At 72.6% G+C, this 15,925-nt stretch carries 17 protein-coding genes; 5 read left to right on the top strand and 12 right to left on the bottom strand.

What is annotated here, in order from left to right; all coding sequences use genetic code 11:
- Positions 1 to 143: 143 nt before the first annotated feature.
- From ACTYVM_RS31515 to ACTYVM_RS31500, 4 genes are all read right to left on the bottom strand, one after another.
- Positions 144 to 836, bottom strand: coding sequence for an ABC transporter ATP-binding protein (locus ACTYVM_RS31515; RefSeq protein WP_400026810.1), 693 nt, complete (start codon positions 834 to 836; stop codon positions 144 to 146).
- A 182-nt stretch (positions 837 to 1,018) separates the two neighbouring features.
- A complete protein-coding gene (locus tag ACTYVM_RS31510; RefSeq protein WP_445529241.1) occupies positions 1,019 to 1,786 on the bottom strand; it encodes a DUF3710 domain-containing protein in 768 nt (255 codons plus the stop codon).
- 1 nt (position 1,787) lies between these two features.
- Positions 1,788 to 2,339, bottom strand: coding sequence for a dUTP diphosphatase (gene dut / locus ACTYVM_RS31505; RefSeq protein ID WP_400026806.1), 552 nt, complete (start codon positions 2,337 to 2,339; stop codon positions 1,788 to 1,790).
- Positions 2,336 to 2,920, bottom strand: a complete 585-nt coding sequence (locus ACTYVM_RS31500) for a PaaI family thioesterase (protein ID WP_400026804.1) — start codon at positions 2,918 to 2,920, stop codon at positions 2,336 to 2,338. The genes dut and ACTYVM_RS31500 overlap by 4 nt, the downstream gene beginning before the upstream one ends.
- 58 nt (positions 2,921 to 2,978) lie before the next feature.
- Between ACTYVM_RS31500 and ACTYVM_RS31495 the strand changes: the two genes are divergently transcribed.
- Positions 2,979 to 3,455, top strand: coding sequence for a DUF3093 domain-containing protein (locus ACTYVM_RS31495; RefSeq protein ID WP_445529240.1), 477 nt, complete (start codon positions 2,979 to 2,981; stop codon positions 3,453 to 3,455).
- Between the two features lie 66 nt (positions 3,456 to 3,521).
- Here ACTYVM_RS31495 and ACTYVM_RS31490 read toward each other — a convergent pair whose 3' ends face one another.
- From ACTYVM_RS31490 to ACTYVM_RS31475, 4 genes are all read right to left on the bottom strand, one after another.
- On the bottom strand, positions 3,522 to 4,493 hold the full coding sequence (locus ACTYVM_RS31490; protein ID WP_445529239.1) for a hypothetical protein: 972 nt from the start codon (positions 4,491 to 4,493) through the stop codon (positions 3,522 to 3,524).
- 13 nt (positions 4,494 to 4,506) lie between these two features.
- Entirely contained in the window at positions 4,507 to 4,803 is a 297-nt protein-coding gene (locus ACTYVM_RS31485) for a DUF4193 domain-containing protein (protein WP_003997302.1), read from the bottom strand.
- Between the two features lie 392 nt (positions 4,804 to 5,195).
- On the bottom strand, positions 5,196 to 6,497 hold the full coding sequence (locus ACTYVM_RS31480) for a sensor histidine kinase (protein WP_445529238.1): 1,302 nt from the start codon (positions 6,495 to 6,497) through the stop codon (positions 5,196 to 5,198).
- Positions 6,498 to 6,503: 6 nt separating this feature from the next.
- Positions 6,504 to 7,157, bottom strand: coding sequence for a response regulator transcription factor (locus ACTYVM_RS31475; RefSeq protein ID WP_306189769.1), 654 nt, complete (start codon positions 7,155 to 7,157; stop codon positions 6,504 to 6,506).
- Positions 7,158 to 7,580: 423 nt separating this feature from the next.
- Here ACTYVM_RS31475 and ACTYVM_RS31470 point away from each other — a divergent pair, with 423 nt between their 5' ends.
- Entirely contained in the window at positions 7,581 to 7,754 is a 174-nt protein-coding gene (locus ACTYVM_RS31470; protein ID WP_019981855.1) for a hypothetical protein, read from the top strand.
- An 80-nt stretch (positions 7,755 to 7,834) separates the two neighbouring features.
- Here ACTYVM_RS31470 and ACTYVM_RS31465 read toward each other — a convergent pair whose 3' ends face one another.
- Together ACTYVM_RS31465 and ACTYVM_RS31460 are read right to left on the bottom strand one after the other, a co-directional pair.
- Positions 7,835 to 8,650 (bottom strand): inositol monophosphatase family protein, encoded by an 816-nt coding sequence (locus ACTYVM_RS31465; RefSeq protein WP_445529237.1) that lies wholly within the window; start codon positions 8,648 to 8,650, stop codon positions 7,835 to 7,837.
- Positions 8,651 to 8,658: 8 nt separating this feature from the next.
- Positions 8,659 to 9,786: a ferrochelatase gene (locus tag ACTYVM_RS31460; RefSeq protein ID WP_445529236.1), complete on the bottom strand. Its 1,128-nt coding sequence runs from the start codon at positions 9,784 to 9,786 to the stop codon at positions 8,659 to 8,661.
- A 147-nt stretch (positions 9,787 to 9,933) separates the two neighbouring features.
- Between ACTYVM_RS31460 and ACTYVM_RS31455 the strand changes: the two genes are divergently transcribed.
- Positions 9,934 to 11,172, top strand: a complete 1,239-nt coding sequence (locus ACTYVM_RS31455) for an MFS transporter (protein WP_445529235.1) — start codon at positions 9,934 to 9,936, stop codon at positions 11,170 to 11,172.
- Complete coding sequence (locus ACTYVM_RS31450; RefSeq protein WP_445529234.1) at positions 11,132 to 12,451, top strand: D-arabinono-1,4-lactone oxidase; 1,320 nt, start codon at positions 11,132 to 11,134, stop codon at positions 12,449 to 12,451. The genes ACTYVM_RS31455 and ACTYVM_RS31450 overlap by 41 nt, the downstream gene beginning before the upstream one ends.
- Here ACTYVM_RS31450 and ACTYVM_RS31445 read toward each other — a convergent pair.
- Entirely contained in the window at positions 12,375 to 13,292 is a 918-nt protein-coding gene (locus ACTYVM_RS31445) for a hypothetical protein (protein WP_445529233.1), read from the bottom strand. The genes ACTYVM_RS31450 and ACTYVM_RS31445 overlap by 77 nt on opposite strands.
- Before the next feature lie 499 nt (positions 13,293 to 13,791).
- Between ACTYVM_RS31445 and sepH the strand changes: the two genes are divergently transcribed.
- Positions 13,792 to 14,811, top strand: coding sequence for a septation protein SepH (gene sepH, locus ACTYVM_RS31440; protein WP_445529232.1), 1,020 nt, complete (start codon positions 13,792 to 13,794; stop codon positions 14,809 to 14,811).
- Between the two features lie 186 nt (positions 14,812 to 14,997).
- Here sepH and ACTYVM_RS31435 read toward each other — a convergent pair whose 3' ends face one another.
- Entirely contained in the window at positions 14,998 to 15,849 is an 852-nt protein-coding gene (locus tag ACTYVM_RS31435; RefSeq protein WP_445529231.1) for a sulfurtransferase, read from the bottom strand.
- Positions 15,850 to 15,925 lie beyond the last annotated feature (76 nt).

The raw sequence follows: 15,925 nt of genomic DNA, 5'->3' as shown, positions 1-15,925 counted from the left end.
CCCATTGTCTTCCCGTCACGGCTCTGTGTGCCGCGTCGACCCTACGGCCGATATTCGCGGCATAAGGGGTCGCGCGGGGGCGGATGACCGTCTTTGACGCAACCCTGACGTCCACGGCGTCAGGGCGTCAGGGCGTCAGGGCGTCACGATTCGACGATTTTCCCGTCGCGCAGCTCCAGGACCCGGTCGGCGAGGTCCAGCAGGGTCGCGTCGTGGGTCGCGACCAGTGCGGTGACCTGCTCGCTGCGGACGACCGCGCGCAGCAGCTCCATCACGGCGTGGCCGGTCTCCGCGTCGAGCTGGCCGGTCGGCTCGTCGGCTATCAGGAGCGCCGGCTCGTTGGCGAGGGCGCGGGCGATGGCCACGCGCTGCTGCTGGCCGCCGGAGAGCTCACCGGGCCGCTGCCGGGCGTGGTCGGCGAGGCCGACCAGGGACAGCAGCAGCTCCACGCGCTCCTCCCGCGCGCGCGGATCGGCGCGGCGCAGCCGCATCGGCACGCCGACGTTCTCCGCGGCGGTGAGGATGGGGATGAGCCCGAAGGACTGGAAGACGAACCCGATGCGGTCCCGGCGCAGGGCGAGGAGGCCGTCCTCGCCGAGTTCGGACAGGTCGCGGCCGTCGACGTGGACCCGGCCCCGGTCCGGCTCGTCCAGCCCGCCGACGATGTTGAGCAGCGTGGTCTTGCCCGAGCCCGAGCGGCCCTTGAGGGCGACCAGTTCGCCCCGCGGCACCTCGAAGGAGACGCCGCGCAGGGCGTGCACGGCGGCCGCCGCGTGCCCGTAGGACTTGTGGACGTCCTCGACGCGCACCATGGTCTCGGTGATCACCTGGCTCATATGCCCTCCCCGTTTCCGTCCCCCGTGGACCGGGCGCCAGTATCACCAGCCGCGCGCGTCCCTTCAACATCCCAACGGACGGACGTTCGCGAAGGTTTCCGGCCCAGGCCGCGCGAAGGTCCGCGCACGGCAGAGGGCCGCACCCCCGAAGGTACGGCCCTGGGTCCTGTCGATGACCGTTCTCAGCGGACCTCGGTGATCTCCGGGCCGCGCTGGAGCTGGCCCATCCCGCCGGAGAAGCGGGACTGGCCCTCGTCCTGCTGGACGCCCTCGGGCACCATCTGCGCGTCGTTCGGCAGCTTCAGGACGATCGGGTCGCGGGGCGCCATGGGGCCCTCGCCGCGGACCACGACCGTGTCCCGGAAGATCTGCTCGAGCAGTCCGGCCGCCTGCGGCTGCACCGCGCCCTGCCCGGAGATCACCCCGCGCAGGAACCAGCGGGGACCGTCCACGCCGACGAACCGCACGACCTGGTAGCCGCCCGTGCCGTCCGGAAGCTGCACCGGAACCTGCGCGCGCAGCTCCCAGCCCAGCGGCCCCTCGACCTCGTCGACGATGCCGCCCTGCTGGGTGATGCCGCTGCCGATCTCCTCACGCACCTCGCCCCAGATGCCCTCGCGCTTGGGGGCGGCGAAGGCCTGCAACTGGACGGCGCTGTCCCGCAGGACGACGGTCGCCGCGACGATCGCGTCGCCCGCGACCTCGACCCGCAGCTCCATGCCCTCGACACCCGGCACGAACAGGCCGCCGAGGTCCACCCGGCCCTCGGCCGGCTCGCGCACCTCGGATCGGTCCCAGGGCCCGTCGGGCCGCGGCTCGGGCTCGAGCCGCACTCGCTCGCGCTCGCCCTCCACGTCTACGTCCGCCTCGGTGTCGACGCTGTCGACGACCTGCTCGGCCTCGCCGGCCGCGTCCTCGGCGGCACCCTTCTTCTTGCGACGTCCGAACACGTCACTGTCCTTCCCGGTCGGATACGACCGAAGCGTATCGATTCCCACCCGCCGCGCCGCCTACGGCGGCCCGGCCGTCTGTGCCGCTCACGCCGTCCACGGCGGCGTGGCCGCCGGTGGACCCGAAGCCCCCCTCGGCCCGCGCCGAGCCGGGAAGCTCCGCCACCTCCTGGAAGCGGACCCTCTCGACCTGCTGGACGACCAGTTGGGCAATCCGGTCGAAGCGCTCGAACCGCACGGACTCGCGCGGGTCGAGATTCACCACGATCACCTTGATCTCCCCACGGTACCCGGCATCAACCGTCCCCGGGGCATTCACGAGGGCGACACCGCAGCGGGCGGCGAGTCCGGAACGCGGGTGCACGAAGGCCGCGTACCCCTCGGGGAGCGCGACAGACACTCCCGTGGGCAGAACGGCCCGCTCCCCCGGCGCCAGTTCGCACGCCGCAGTGGTGCGCAGATCGGCGCCCGCGTCACCGGGGTGCGCGTACGCCGGAAGCGGTACGTCGGCGTCGACACGCCGGATCAGCACGTTCAGGGGCTCACGGCTCACGGGTTCACCTCGAAGGCGCGGACGCGCCGGACCTGGTCCGGGTCGCTCATGGCGGCGTGGATCTCCTGCTCACGGCCGTGATCGACGAAGTGGTCGACCTTGACCTCGATGAAGAGGGCCTCGGCGCGGACGGCGACCGGCCCGTCGGGGCCGCCGACGCGTCCGGTGGCCCTGGAGTAGATCTTCCGGCCGGCCACCGCGGTGACCTCGGCCGCCAGATGCAGGGTGGTGCCGACCGGCACCGGACGCACGTAGTCCGTCTCCAGCCGCCCGGTCACGGCGATCGTCCGCAGCAGCCAGTTCAGCGAGCCGAGGGCCTCGTCGAGGGCGGTCGCGAGGACCCCGCCGTGGGCGAGTCCGGGCGCGCCCTGGTGGGCGGGCTGCACGGTGAACTCGGCGGTGATGCCGACGCCCTCTCCGGCCCGCGCCTGGAGGTGCAGTCCGTGCGGCTGCTCCCCGCCGCAGCCGAAGCACGCGGCGTAGTGCGAGCCGAGGAGTTCTCCGGGCGCGGGGGCGTCGGGGTGCCGGACCGGGTCCACGGCGTCGGGCGGGGGCTGAAGAGCTGCGGAACTACCACTCACAGGCGCAGACCTTACCCGCGCGTCGGCGTACGCCCGACACCGTGCCAAGCTTGGTTTCATGCAGCTCTCCGCCCAGCCGTACGAAGAACGCCTCACCGCGCCCCGCTCCTGGTGGCTGATCAGCCTTCTGATGGGTGTCTCCTGCGCCCTGGTCCTGCTTCCGTTCGGCACCCTGCCGCTGCTGGGCGGCCTGGTCGGCGGTACCGCGGCGGCGGCGGTCGTGGTGAGTTCCTACGGCTCGCCGCGCATCCGGGTCGTGGGCGACCAGCTGATCGCGGGCGAGGCGAAGATCCCGGTCGCGGCGCTGGGCGAGGCTCAGGTGCTGGACGCGGAGGAGGCGCGCGCCTGGCGCACGTACAAGGCCGACACCCGCGCCTTCCTGCTGCTGCGTGCCTACATTCCGGGGGCGCTGCGGGTGGAGGTCACCGACCCGGAGGACCCGACGCCCTACCTGTACCTGTCGACGCGGGAGCCGGAGCGGCTGGCTGAGGCGCTGCGTGCGGCACGGACGGCCGCGGCGCCCGAGGCCGCGTAGTCCCGGGGGCCGCGCGGTCCCGAGGCCGCACGGCCTCGTCCACGGGGTCGTGGGGCGGGGGGCTCGTCAGCTCCCGGGTTCCCCGGAGCCGCCGCTGGTGTCGGTGGTGTCCAGGGGCGGCAGCGGGTGCCCGGGCGTCTCCAGGGGCGGCAGCGGGGGCAGTTCGTCCCACGGGACCTGGATCTTGCGCAGGTCGGCCCGGATGCGGGCGGCGAGCCTTCTGGTCTCGCGACGGTTCATGACGGCGCCGGCCGCCGCGCCCACCATGAAGGGCGTCAGCTTGGGCAGGCCCCGCGCCGTCCGCTTCATGATCTGCCGGCGCAGCTGGCGCCTCATCCGGCCCCCGAGGGCCACGTCGATCGACGACGGGTTCCGCACGTCGATCCTGCGCTCGTGCGACCAGACCGACAGATACGCGGTGCTGCGGGCCTTCAGATTTCCGGGGGGCCGCACCCCGTACACCTCGTGGAGTTCCGCGATCAGTTTGAGTTCGACCGCCGCGACTCCGGTGACCTCGGCGGCCAGCTGGGTCGGCATCGCGGGCGGTACCGGCAGCATCGCCGCTGCCCCGACACCTGCTCCGACCGTGGAGGAGGCTCCCGCCGCGCCCGCCACCAGCTTGTCCGCGAGCTGTTCGGGCCCGAGGGCCGGGAACTGCCGGCGCAGCGTGGTGAGGTCCCGTACGGGGATCCGCGGGGCCATGTCGATGACACGGTCGGTGAGGTAGGAGAGGGCCGCCCTGGCGTGGCTGCCGCCCACGCGGGCGCCCGTTCTGGCCGCGTCCTGCGCCTTCCGGGCCCGGTGCCGGATCGCCGCGGCCTGCCGCCGGGCCACGGGCGCGGATCCACCCGCCGGGACGGCGGGGTCACCGCGCCCGGGGACCGATGCGAGCGCGGGCGATCCCGCCGACCCGTCCGGGTCGGATGCACGGGAAGGCCCTCGCTCTTCGTCACGCGCGCCGTGAGGGCCGTCGGACGGCCCCGAGTCCGCTCCCCCGCGGGGGATGCGGCGCTTCCAAGGAGGGGTCGAGCCAGTCACGGCCGACCCTGCCTCAGTCGCAGTCGCGGCAGATCGGCTGACCGTTCTTCTCCCGGGCCAGCTGGCTGCGGTGGTGCACCAGGAAGCAGCTCATGCAGGTGAACTCGTCCTGCTGCTTGGGCAGCACCCGGACGGCCAGTTCCTCGTTCGAGAGGTCCGCTCCGGGCAGCTCCAGGCCTTCGGCGGCCTCGAACTCGTCGACGTCCACGGAGGAGGTCGACTTGTCGTTCCGCCTGGCCTTCAGCTCTTCCAGGCTGTCCGAGTCGACGTCGTCGTCGGTCTTGCGTGGGGTGTCGTAGTCGGTTGCCATGTCGCTCTCCCCCTCTGGGTGTATGCGGTGTCTCCAGCGCACGTAACGCGTGAGAGGCCGGACTTGTGCCCGACCTGAGGCGGAGATTTTGCCTCACATCAAGGTCTGTTACTCAATCGACACCCAACCGCACTCCTCAAGAGTGATCGGCTTGGATGGCGATGGGGACCGTACACGGTCCGAATGTCCCGCTCCAAAGCGGTCTCACCGTGTACTTCCCGTGATCACGCCCTCTGAAAACCGGGATTTTTCCGGCATTTCACGGCCCACTTGGCCACGGAGCGTGGATGGCTGGAAATCCGCCCCTGTGATCGATCACACACGGTGAGACCCGGAACGGTCCCGGGAATTTCCGCCTAAAGCGAACATCCCCGCGTGTCGGCGCAATGATGTCAGATCGGCAACATCACCCGCATCACGAGTCCACCCCCCTCACGCGGCTGGGCCGAGATGTGGCCGCCGTGCGCCCTCGCCACGGAGCGGGCGATGGACAGGCCCAGGCCGACGCCCTTGTCGCTGCCGGTGCGCTCGGTGCGCAGCCGCCTGAAGGGCTCGAAGAGGTTGTCGATCTCGTACGCCGGGACGACCGGCCCGGTGTTCGTGACGACGAGTATCGCCTGACCGTGCTGGACGTCGGTGGTGACCTCCACCCAGCCGCCCTCCCGTCTCCCGCCGCCACCCTTGTTCGGAAGCGCTTCGCGCTGCACCTCCTCATGGGCCACGTTGTACCGCACCGCGTTCTGCACCAGGTTCAGGGCGATCCGCTCCAGCAGCACGCCGTTGCCCTGGACGACCGCCGGCTTGCGCTCGCCACGGATCACGACCCCCTTGGCCTCCGCCTCCGCGTGCACCTGGTCGACGGCCTGCGAGGCGACCTCGGCGAGGTCCACCGGCTTGCGCTCCACGATCTGGTTGTCGCTGCGGGCGAGCAGCAGCAGGCCCTCGACGAGCTGCTCGCTGCGCTCGTTGGTGGCCAGCAGGGTCTTGCCGAGCTGCTGGAGCTCCACCGGCGCGTGCGGATCGGAGAGCTGCACCTCCAGGAGCGTGCGGTTGATCGCGAGCGGGGTGCGCAGCTCGTGCGAGGCGTTGCCGACGAAGCGCTGCTGGGCGGTGAAAGCCCGCTGCAACCGCTCCAGCATGTCGTCGAAGGTGTCCGCGAGCTCCTTCAGCTCGTCGTCCGGGCCGTCCAGCTCGATCCGCCGGGACAGGTCGGAGCCGGCCACGGCCCGGGCGGTACGGGTGATCCGGCCGAGCGGGGACAGCACGCGGCCGGCCATCGCGTAGCCGAACGCGAAGGCGATCACGGCGAGCCCGAGCAGGGCGAGGAGCGAGCGGCTGAGCAGGCTGTCCAGGGCGACCTGGCGCTGGTGGTCGATGCAGGCGCTGATCGCGGCGTTGAACTCCGACAGCGACAGGTTGCCGTTGTCGACGCCCGGGCAGTCGTTGCTGGTGACCCTGAGGGCGTTGAAGTCGACGATCTTGAACAGCGGTTGGTTGCCGGTGCGCAGGGCCTGAGCGGCGAGCAGGTAGATGATCGACAGCAGCAGGATGCCGGCGATCAGGAACATGCCGCCGTACAGCAGTGTCAGCCGTATCCGGATGGTCGGGCGCAGCCACGGGAAGGCGGGCTCCGGCCTTCTGGGGTCCCAGGTGGGTTTGGGGGGCGCCTGGGGCGGCGCCGGGGTCGCGGCCACGGCGGATCAGATCCGGTAGCCGGAGCCGGGCACCGTGACGATCACCGGGGGCTCGCCGAGTTTGCGCCGCAGGGTCATCACCGTGACGCGCACGACGTTGGTGAACGGGTCGGTGTTCTCGTCCCAGGCCTTCTCCAGCAGCTGCTCCGCGGAGACCACGGCGCCCTCACTGCGCATGAGGACCTCCAGGACCGCGAACTCCTTCGGCGCGAGCTGGACCTCCCTGCCGTCGCGGAAGACCTCGCGGCGGTTGGGGTCGAGCTTGATCCCGGCGCGCTCCAGGACGGGCGGCAGGGGCATGCTGGTGCGCCGGCCCAGGGCCCGCACACGTGCCGTCAGCTCGCTGAACGCGAAGGGCTTGGGAAGGTAGTCGTCGGCGCCGATCTCCAGGCCCTCGACACGGTCGCTGACGTCGCCGGAGGCGGTGAGCATCAGCACGCGCGTCGGCATGCCCAGCTCGACGATCTTGCGGCAGACGTCGTCGCCGTGCACCAGCGGGAGGTCCCGGTCGAGGACGACCACGTCGTAGTCGTTGACGCCGATGCGCTCCAGGGCGGCCGCACCGTCGTACACGACGTCGACGGCCATGGCCTCCCGGCGCAGTCCGGTGGCCACCGCATCGGCGAGCAGTTGCTCGTCCTCGACGACGAGTACGCGCACGTCTGGTCCTTCCTGTGTCCACCCGCGTAGCGCCGCTCGGGGCGCACGCCGGCAGGGTCTTCGTGAGTGTGTTCTTCCATCCTGCCCTTTTCGGCCATAAGTCGGCGGTAAGCCGTGGAAGCGGCCGGTGCACGGCGGGCGAGCGGCGGGCGAAGAGGCCGCGAATCCCGAATTTTCTTGTCCGGTCGAGGTTTCCACCGCGATGAGTCGGGGGAGGACGGGTTTACACCCCGCGATCACGCTCTGCATGTGCCGCAGCACCATGCGGTACTCCGCGATCCGCTTCCGCAGAGCGGGTGTGGGTGTCCAGCGCCGTCGCCGCCCGGTCGGGCAGCGCCGGGCACCTGCTGAGACGTGATCGCCCCTTCCGAACGGCACACCCCCGTGCCACCGACCCACCGACCCAGGACGAGGGGGCGCAGCATGGACGCATTCACCGCAGGACTTCTACAGCGCATAAAGGCGACCGAGTCCGACCTGACCCGGGCTCGTGACGAGGGCGACGACTTCCTCGTCGAGGTCGAGCTGGCCGAACTCGACGACCTGCGCCGCCTCGCCGCCGAACACGGTGTGGAGGTCGGCGTGTCCGGCGTCTGATCAGCCTGCACGCGTGAGAGCGGGACCCCGGCGAATCCAGCGCCTGGGTCCCGCTCCTGCGTGGTGCTCCCGCCCTGCCCTCAGTCGTGCCAGGCCCCGAGCTCCTCCAGGAGGCCCTGGAGGGGCTCGAAGACGCCCGGGGTGGCCGCGACCGTCAGGTCGCGGGAGGGACGCTCTCCGGGGCGGCCACCGGTCACGGCGCCCGCCTCCCGGGCGATCAGGTCGCCGGCGGCGTAGTCCCACGGGTTCAGACCGCGTTCGTAGAAGCCGTCCAGGCGGCCCACCGCCACGTCGCACAGGTCCACCGCGGCCGAGCCGCCGCGGCGGATGTCGCGCACCAGCGGAATCAGCCGGCGGGCCACGTCGGCCTGGTGGGCGCGTACCTCGGCCACGTAGTTGAAGCCGGTGGAGACCAGGGCCTGGTCCAGGGGCGGCGCGGCACGGCAGGCCAGCTTGCGCTCGCCGGCCCAGGCTCCGGTGGCCCAGGCCCCGCGGCCGCGCACGGCGTGGAACGCCTCGCCGCGCATCGGGGCGACCACGACCCCGACGACCGCCTCGCCGTCCTGCTCGGCCGCGATGGAGACGGCCCAGGTCGGCAGTCCGTACAGGTAGTTCACGGTGCCGTCGAGCGGGTCGATCACCCAGCGGACGCCGCTCGTGCCCTCGACGGAGGCACCCTCCTCGCCGAGGAAGCCGTCCTCGGGGCGCCGGTCGGAGATCAGGCCGGTGATCAGCTTCTCGGCGGCGATGTCCATCTCGGTGACGACGTCGACCGGACTGGACTTGGTGGCGGCCACCGCCAGGTCCGCCGGGCGGCCGTCGCGCAGCAGCTCTCCGGCGCGCCCGGCCGCCTGGCGGGCGAGTTGCAGCAGTTCCGCGGGCAGGGTGTCGGTCACGGGGTTCCTCACGCGTAGGGGCTGTCGGCGCCCGCGGCGGCCGGCCGGGGCGTGCGGGCGGGGCAGCAGCCCACCGGGCAGAGGTCGTGGTCCGCGCCGAGCGAGCCCAGGGCGCACGGTGCGACCCGCTGTCCGCGTTCGGTGGCGGCACGCTCCGCGATCAGGTCGCGGATGGCGGCGGCGAACCGCGGGTCGGCGCCGACGGTGGCGGCGCGGCGTACCGGAAGGCCCAGTTCCGCGGCCTTGGCCGTGGCCTCCGTGTCGAGGTCGTACAGGACCTCCATGTGGTCGGAGACGAAGCCGATGGGCGCCATGACCACGGCCGGGGCGCCCGCGGCCTGCCGCTCCTCGAGGTGGTCGCAGATGTCGGGCTCCAGCCACGGGATGTGCGGGGCACCGGAGCGCGACTGGTAGACGAGCTGCCAGGGGTGGTCGACGCCGGTGCGCTCACGGACCGCGTCGGCGATCAGCCGCGCCACGTCCAGGTGCTGGCGGACGTACGCCCCGCCGTCCCCGGGGCCGGGGACCGGCCCGGAGGTGTCCGCGGCGGAGACCGGGATCGAGTGGGTGCAGAAGGCGATGTGCGCGCCGTCGCGGACGTCCTCGGGGAGGTCGGCGAGCGACTCGAGGACGCCCTCGATCATGGGCGTCAGGAAGCCGGGGTGGTTGAAGTAGTGCCGCAGCTTGTCGACCTTCGGCAGCTCCAGGCCCTCGGCCTCGAGGGCGGCCAGCGAGTCGGCGAGGTTCTCGCGGTACTGCCGGCAGCCGGAGTAGGAGGCGTAGGCGCTGGTGGCCAGGACCAGGATGCGGCGGCGGCCGTCGCGGACCATCTCCCGCAGGGTGTCCGTCAGATACGGGGCCCAGTTGCGGTTGCCCCAGTAGACCGGCAGGTCGAGGCCGTGGTCGGCGAAGTCCTTGCGCAGGGCGTCGAGCAGGGCGCGGTTCTGGGCGTTGATCGGGCTGACCCCGCCGAACCGGAAGTAGTGTTCGCCCACTTCCTTCAGGCGCTCGGTGGGGATGCCGCGCCCGCGCGTCACGTTCTCCAGGAACGGGATCACGTCGTCCGGCCCCTCGGGGCCGCCGAACGAGAGCAGGAGCAGGGCGTCGTACGGGGTGGCGTCGAGCACGTCAGGCATGCCTCGATCCTGCCACCCCCCACCGACGGGCGGGATCCCGGCCCGCAGGGGTGCCGGGCAGGGCACAGGGGCGCGGTGCACCGGGAGCCGGCCGATCCGTAAGCTGGATCAGCTTCCCTCACTCCTTACCGGATTCGCGGAGACCCTGTGCCCAGCCCGTACCGTGCCCTGTTCGCCGCTCCAGGCTCCAGGGGTTTCTCCGCCGCGGGGTTCCTCGGCCGGATGCCGCTGTCGATGATGGGCATCGGCGTGGTCACGATGATCTCCCAGCTCACCGGGCGCTACGGGCTCGCGGGCGCGCTGTCGGCGACCATCGCCCTGGCCGCCGCGGTCCTCGGCCCGCAGATCTCCCGGCTGGTCGACCGGCACGGCCAGCGCCGGGTGCTGCGCCCCGCGACGCTCGTCTCGCTGACCGCCGCGGCGGTCCTGCTGTTCGCGGCGCACTTCCGGTGGCCGGACTGGGTGCTGTTCGTCTGCGCGGCCGGGATCGGCTCCGTGCCCAGTCTGGGCGCGATGGTCCGCGCGCGCTGGGCGGCCCTGTACCGGGGGACACCGCAGCTGCACACCGCCTACTCGTTCGAGTCCGTGGTGGACGAGGCCTGCTTCATCTTCGGGCCGATCGTCTCCATCGGACTGTCCACGGCCTGGTTCCCGGAGGCGGGGCCGCTGCTGGCCGCGTGCTTCCTGGCGGTGGGCGTGTTCTGGCTGACCGCCCAGCGCGCCACCGAGCCCGCGCCGCACGCGCGCGAGCATCACGGCGGCGGTTCGGCCCTGCGTGCGCGTGGACTCCAGGTGCTGGTGTCGACCTTCGTGGCGACCGGGACGATCTTCGGGGCGGTCGACGTGGTCACCGTCGCCTTCGCCGAAGAGCAGGGCCACAAGGGCGCCGCGAGCCTCGTGCTCGCCCTGTACGCGGCGGGCTCCTGCACGGCGGGCGTCGTGTTCGGCCTGCAGCGCTTCGCGGGACCGCCGGCCCGGCGCTGGCTGCTGGGCATCTGTGCGATGGCCGTGAGTATGATCCCCCTCCTACTGGTCGGAAACCTGCCGTTTCTGGCCGTGGCGCTGTTCGTTGCGGGCCTGTCCGTCGCTCCCACGATGATCACGACGATGGCCCTCGTCGAAGAGCACGTACCACGCTCGCACCTGACCGAGGGCATGACCTGGGTGAGCACCGGGCTCGCGGTCGGGGTGGCACTGGGCTCCTCGGTGGCCGGCTGGGTGATCGACGCGGCCGGGGCGAGCGCCGGGTACGGGGTTCCGGTGGTGTCCGGGGCCGTCGCGGTCGCGGTCGGTTTCCTCGGGTACCGCCGGCTGAGCAGGCCGGCTCCGCGTCGGGGAGGCTTCGTTGAGCAGCACGACGAGCGCGAGGAACGGCACGTGGCATAACTGGGGCGGCAACGTCGGCGCACGCCCCGGGCGGCAGGTCGCGCCGGCGACGGTGGAGGACGTCGCCGCCACCGTACGGCAGGCCGCCGAGGACGGGCTGAAGGTGAAGGCCGTCGGCAGCGGTCACTCCTTCACGAGCATCGCCGCGACGGACGGCGTGATGATCCGCCCGCAGCTGCTGACCGGCATACGCGGGATCGACCGCGAGGCCATGACGGTCACGGTCGAGTCCGGCACCCCGCTCAAGAGACTCAACGTCGCTCTCGCGCGCGAGGGACTCACGCTCGCCAACATGGGCGACATCATGGAACAGACGGTGTCCGGGGCGACCAGCACCGGCACCCACGGCACGGGCCGCGAGTCGGCCTCGATCGCCGCCCAGATCAGCGGCCTTGAGCTGGTCACGGCGGACGGCTCGGTGCTCACCTGCTCCGCGAAGGAGCATCCGGAGGTTTTCGCGGCCGCCCGCATCGGCCTGGGCGCGCTGGGGATCGTCACGGCCCTCACCTTCGCGGTGGAGCCGCTCTTCCTGCTCACCGCCCGCGAGGAGCCGATGCCCCTGGACCGTGTGCTCGCGGAGTTCGACCAACTCTGGGCGGAGAACGAGCACTTCGAGTTCTACTGGTTCCCGCACACCGGCAGCACCAACACCAAGCGCAACAACCGCAGCGCCGGACCGGAGCGGCCGGTGGGGCGGCTGGCCGGCTGGTTCGAGGACGAGTTCCTCTCCAACGGCGTCTTCCAGGTGGCCAACTGGCTCGGCCGCGCGGTGCCCGCCGCCATCCCGTCGATCGCCGGGATCTCCAGCCGCGCGCTGTCCGCCCGGACGTACACCGACATCCCCTACAAGGTCTTCACCTCGCCGCGCCGGGTGCGCTTCCTGGAGATGGAGTACGCCGTGCCGCGCGAGGCCCTGCCCGACGCCCTGCGCGAGCTGAAGGCGATGGTCGACCGCTCCGGACTGCGGGTGAGCTTCCCGGTGGAGGTGCGCACCGCGCCCGCCGACGACATCACCCTGTCCACCGCCTCGGGCCGGGACAGCGCGTACATCGCCGTCCACATGTTCCGGGGCACCCCCTACCAGCGGTACTTCACGGCCGCGGAGAGCATCTTCACCGCGTACGAGGGCCGGCCGCACTGGGGCAAGATCCACACCAGGGACGCCGGCCACCTCGCCGCGGTCCACCCGCGCTTCGGCGAGTTCACGGCGCTGCGGGACCGGCTGGATCCCCACCGGCTGTTCCAGAACGACTACTTGCGGAGGGTGCTGGGGCCGTAGCGCTCGCGCCGGGTGCCGGGGCCGTGGTGCCGGCGCCGGACGGCCGGTCCGCTCCCGCGCCCGCTCCCGCGCCGTCGGAGCCCGCGCTCCCGGTGTCCCCGGTGCTCCCGCCGTCTCCGCTGCTGCCCGTGGCCCCGGGCGTGGGCGTCGGGCTCACTCCGGTCCCCCGGTCGGGGCCGTCGGAGGCGGCGCCGCCCGGCAGCGTCCCGTCCCCGGTCCCGGGCGTACGGGCGGGCGAGGAGGCGGGCACCGGCTCGTCGGACGTCACGGGCGGCCTGCGGTGGCCGCTCACGGCGTCGCCGACCGTCGTGCCCCGGCCGCCGCTGAAGCTGTCGCCCGACACCAGTTCGTAGGCGGTGATTCCGGCCATGGTGACCCCGAAGACGAGGGTGGCGGCGACCACGGGCCGCTTCCAGCTCTTGATCCGGGCCCGGTAGACGGTCCCCTCGGTGAACTCGCCCACCGGCGGTGTGCTCCGCCCGGCGGGGGTGCCCGCCGGAACCGGCTCGGGAACCGGCCCGGAGACCGCCCCGGGGGAGGCGGTCGGAGAGAGGGCCGGGGAGGCGGTCGGGGTGGCGGTCGGGGTGGCGGCCACCCCGCGCAGCTGCTCGCCGGTGCGCCGGAAGAAGTGCTGGAAGACCGTGCCGCCGCAGGTGGCCACGACGCTGACCACGCCGGCCCCGAGGATCGTGCCGTAGACGCCGAAGTACGAGGCGAGCTTCGCGGCCACCACCGCCGCCAGGGCGCTGCCCGCGACCTGGGCGACGCTCAGGTCGACCCGTCTCCTCCTGGTCTCCTCCCCCGCGCTCGGCACCCCACCGCCGTCGGACCTTTCGCTCATCACCGGACCTTGCCTGCCTCTGTCGTACACGGCCGTACACAACCGCGGTCCCTGGTGAATGACCGGCCGGCTGCACGAGAAAGGGACGTACCGACGAAACCGTTAGTTCCGTTTGCGGTGATTAAGTGAAGTTCGCCACGGGCATGATCGAGAGACCGGCCGGGGGCGGCCGGGTATCACCTCTGACAAGAAGTCGGGCGGCGCGCCCATCCACGCACGTGGCCCGAATGGAGTACCGTTATGGGCCCTGGGCCCGGCCTCCCTTCGGGGTGTCCGGGACCTTGCTGGACCGCCGGGAGGGGGCTGCTTGCACAGGGTGACGGAGTTGGTCACTTAGCGTTGTGAACAGGTAACCGTGCCATAACGGCGTTCCAGGGCCCGTGCCCGACACGCCGGGCAACTCGGCAAGGTTGTGGCAGGCTGCACCCGGGCAGGCCACACTCGACTAGCGGAAGCAGCGACGCACGTGACGTCGGCAGGCACCACCCGGGAGGTCCCCATGCCCGAACTGCGTGTCGTGGCCGTCTCCAATGACGGCACACGGCTGGTGCTCAAGGCTGCGGACAGCACGGAGTACACGCTTCCGATCGACGAACGGCTCCGCGCCGCCGTGCGCGGCGACCGTCCCCGCCTCGGCCAGATCGAGATCGAGGTGGAGAGCCATCTCCGCCCCCGCGACATCCAGGCCCGGATACGAGCGGGCGCGACCGCGGAAGAGGTCGCCCAGCTCGCCGGCATCCCCGTCGACCGGGTACGGCGCTTCGAGGGCCCCGTCCTCGCCGAGCGCGCCTTCATGGCCGAGCGGGCCCGCAAGACCCCCGTCCGCCGCCCTGGCGAGAACTCCGGTCCGCTGCTCGGCGAGACCGTCCAGGAGCGGCTGCTGCTGCGCGGCGCCGAGAAGGACACCGCCCAGTGGGACTCCTGGCGCCGCGACGACGGCACCTGGGAGGTCCTGCTGGTCTACCGGGTCGCGGGCGAACCGCACTCGGCGAGCTGGACCTACGACCCGCCGCGGCGTCTGGTGCAGGCCGTGGACGACGAGGCACGCGCCCTGATCGGGGAGTCCGACGACCTAGGCGCCCCGGAACCCAGCTTTCCGTTCGTGCCGCGCATCGCGCGTCTGCCGCGCGAGCGTTCCTTCGACCGGGACCGTCCGGCGCTGCCGGGCCAGGCGCCCGAGCCCGCCGAGGAGAGCGTGGGCGAACGCGACACGCTGACCAGCCTGCTGGAGGCGGTGCCGAGCTTCCGCGGCGACCTGGTGGTGCCCGAGCGCGCGCCGGAGCCCGTGGAGGAGCCCGAAGAGGACCTGGTGGCCGAGGAGCCCCCGGCCCCCGCGGCCTCGGCCGGCTCCGCCTACGCGGACGTCCTCATGCCGCGCTCCGTCACCAGCCACCGCGACCGCCTCACCGGCGCCACCGACCGCCAGGCCGAGGCGGACGGGGTCCGGCCCGGACGCCGGGCCGCCGTGCCGAGCTGGGACGAGATCGTGTTCGGCACACGCCGCAAGAAGCAGGATTAGCGCGCAGCGGCAAGCCCGTACAAGGGAAGGGCACCCGACTGGTGCGGCCCTTCCCTGTGCGGGGCGTCGCCGCAGGGGTCCTGGTGGTCCGGTGGCTCGGTGTGGGCCGTTCCGGCTGACCGACCATCACTCGTTATGAGTATCTTTCCCAGCCGGCGACCTGACGTCCTGTCACTGCCGGTCCCGTCACTGCGGGTCCGGCCCCACCGCGACCGGCCGGGACGGATCCGAGGACCACTCCGACCACGAGCCCACGTACAGCGCGGCCGGGATCCCGGCGACGGCCAGCGCCAGCGCCTCGTGCGCCGCGGAGACACCGGAGCCGCAGTAGACACCGACGTCGCGCCCGTCGGCCGCGCCCAACTTCGCGAATCGCGCCCGTAGTTCCTCGGCCGGCAGGAACTTCCCGTCCGGGCCGGCGTTCTCCGTGGTCGGCGCGGACACCGCGCCCGGGATGTGGCCGCCCACCGGGTCGATCGGCTCCACCTCGCCCCGGTAACGCTCCCCCGCGCGCGCGTCGAACAGCACCCCGGACCGCGCCAGCGCCGCGGCCCCGTCGGCGTCGAGCAGCGGCAGCGCGCCGGGCTCCGGTACGAAGTCACCCTCGGCCGGCTCGGGCACGGCGGTCTCCAGCGGGCCCTCCCAGGCCTCCAGGCCCCCGTCCAGGACCCGCACGTCGGGGTGTCCGGTCCAGCGCAGCAACCACCACGCGCGGGCCGCCGCCCAACCCAGTCCGCCGTCGTACACAACGACCGGCCGGGCCGTCGACACCCCGGCACGGCGCATCGCGGCGCCGAACACCTCCAGGTCGGGCAGCGGATGGCGGCCGCCCTTGCCCGGCGGCGAGGTCAGTTCACGGTCCAGGTCGACGAAGACGGCGCCGGGAATGTGCCCGGCCGCATGGGCGGCGCGCCCGTCGAAGGGCGCCGCGCCGGCCGCCGCGGCCAGGCTGAGCTGCCAGCGGACGTCGAGCAGCACGGGAGGCCGCGGCCCCGCGAGGGCGTTCGCGAGATCGGATGCGGAGATGATGGCGTTCATGGTCCCATCCTTGCGCACGGGGTGGCCGCATCGTCCAGGTCGGGCTACTCTGCTCGGCCGGACAGGTCCGATCACG

The sequence above is a fragment of the Streptomyces cyslabdanicus genome (genome assembly GCF_052663305.1).
Note: the sequence above shows the minus strand (reverse complement) of the source record. Positions and strands in the feature narration are given on the sequence as shown.